Annotated in this window: 2 protein-coding genes; both read left to right on the top strand. The window is 62.3% G+C overall.

Annotated features, from left to right (window positions below; all coding sequences use genetic code 11):
* The coding region (locus AC1DY5_RS52120) for a SpoIIAA family protein (protein ID WP_478122099.1) at nt 1–126 on the top strand (126 nt) is incomplete at its 5' end.
* Nucleotides 127–657: 531 nt separating this feature from the next.
* Complete coding sequence (locus AC1DY5_RS52115; RefSeq protein ID WP_478122098.1) at nt 658–1,983, top strand: adenylate/guanylate cyclase domain-containing protein; 1,326 nt, start codon at nt 658–660, stop codon at nt 1,981–1,983.
* The last annotated feature ends 287 nt before the right edge of the window (nt 1,984–2,270 follow it).

The raw sequence follows: 2,270 nt of genomic DNA, 5'->3' as shown, positions 1-2,270 counted from the left end.
GTCGTCACCGACGTCGATTGGATCGCCAACCTTTGCCGCTTCTTCAGCTTTGCTTTGCCATGCCCGACAAGAGTCTTCCCCAACAGCGCAATCGCGCAAGCCACCGACTGGCTGATCAGCGGCTGACCGTCCGAATGCCCATGCACGCTTGCATAGCCGTTGCCGCACCACCTCGGCGCTCGAGGTAGGGAGATAACGCGCTCGGTGTGCAAGCTGACGAATGTCAGCCTCGGAGAAGTCTGAACAGCCGGTATGGGCCCGGACTGCCACTCCGGCGGTAATGGATAGCGGCCATTCGATTGGCCTTCGATGCCGTGATGCCGCGGTCGATCAAGCTCGGCGACGGCCTATGTCTGCACTACCTTGGAACCGGTCGTCGGATCTGAGCTCTCCGTCCCATCTGAATGATCACGACCGACATCACAGCGTGGATTCGCCGAGCGTGCGGGAAAGACAGCAACCGCTGCATACCTGCGGTGCAACGGTCGCTGACGACGGGCAGGGTAGGGCCCCTTGCGGTCAATCGTCTTCTTCCGCTCAACCCGACATTGGTGGGCGGAAGCTGTCAGTGGAGCATCGGTCGCGCAAGGGTTGGATTTGTGGCAATCTTCGATCCGTCTGTGCCGCAAGACCGCACGCTTTTAGGGCGCAATCTGCATGCTTCCTACGACCCAATACGCCAAGAGCGGTGGAATCAACATCGCCTTCCAGACGGTCGGCAATGGTCCACGTGACCTCGTGCTGGTTCCGGGGTGGGTTTTGAACCTGGATGTCTTCTGGGAGGAGCCAGTTCTGGCGCGGATGCTGACGCGGCTGGCCTCGTTCTCCCGCCTTATCCTGTTCGACAAGAGGGGGACGGGCCTGTCGGACCGCGTCAACGACATGCCCAGTCTTGAAGTTCGGATGGACGACGTGCGTGCGGTGATGGACGCCGTCGGCTCGGAACGCGCGGCGCTGTTCGGCTATTCGGAGGGCGGCGCAATGAGCGCGCTGTTCGCCGCTACCTACCCGGCTCGCGCCTCGGCGCTCATCATGGTCGGCGCTTTCTCAAGGCGCGTAAGGGCGCCCGACCACCCCTGGGGCCCGACGAAGGAACAGTCCCTCGCTTTTGCCGAAGAGGTGGAACGTGATTGGGGCGGCGCGGTCGGCATTGAAGCACGGTGGCCAAGCCAAGCCCGCGACGAACGGTGTCGTCAATGGTGGGCGCACTGGCTACGCTCCAGCGCGAGTCCGGCGGCTGCGGCGGCGCTGTTGCGTATGAACATGGAAATTGACATCCGCCATGTGCTGCCCGCCGTGCGCGTGCCCACTTTGTTGTTGCATAGCCGAAACGATCGCATCATCGAGTTCGGCGCCAGCCAATATATGTGCCAGCACATCGCCGGAGCAAAGCTGGTCGAACTACAGGGCATCGATCACGTCCCGTGGGGCTGCGACAGCGACGTCATTCTCGATGAGATTGAAGAATTCCTCACCGGGGCTCGACTCGGCGCTGAATCCGACCGGCTTCTGGTCACTGTAATGTTCACGGACATCGTGAGGGCTACCGAACGCGCCGCAGTCCTCGGCGATCGCGCCTGGCACGACTTACTCGAAAGTCACCACAAATTGGTGCGCCGCGAACTGGAGCGCTTTCGGGGTCAAGAAATCGACACCGCGGGTGACGGCTTTCTTGCCACCTTCGATGGGCCAGCTCGCGCAGTGCGCTGCGCCAGCGCCATCTCCCGCGAAGTACGCGCGCTCGGGCTCGAGATCCGCGCCGGACTTCACACCGGGGAGTGTGAGGTGATGGGGGGCAAGGTCGCGGGTATTGCCGTGCACACCGGCTCGCGCGTAGCGACTCACGCGCAACCGGGCGAGGTGCTTGTTTCGAGCACCGTGAAGGATCTGGTGGCGGGCTCCGGATTGTCTTTTCAGGATCGGGGGATGCAGCGCCTGAAGGGAATCCCAGATGAGTGGCGGTTATTTGCCGTGGAGCAGTAGGGAGACACCCCGGTGTTCGTGCGTATCCAACAACGACGCGCCTGAAGGCTAGGCAGCGACAGTCGCCTGGACGATTGTCAATGCTGCTCAGAGGGTTGACCGGGGCGCGGATGCTCGGTGCGCGGGCAAGACCGTTCGTAGCAGGCCGCCGCTCGATTGACCGGATCTAGCCGATTCGAGGTCAGGCTCCCCCCGTGCCAATATGACCTGCGACACCTACCTCCGAGAGATCAGTGAGCAACGAGGTAGGTATGACGATCAACCAACACCCCAAGGCAGCGATGCAC

This window comes from Variovorax sp. P4_D9 (assembly GCF_056401695.1).
The sequence above is the reverse complement of the archived record's forward strand: the minus strand, read 5'-3'. Positions and strand labels throughout refer to the sequence as shown.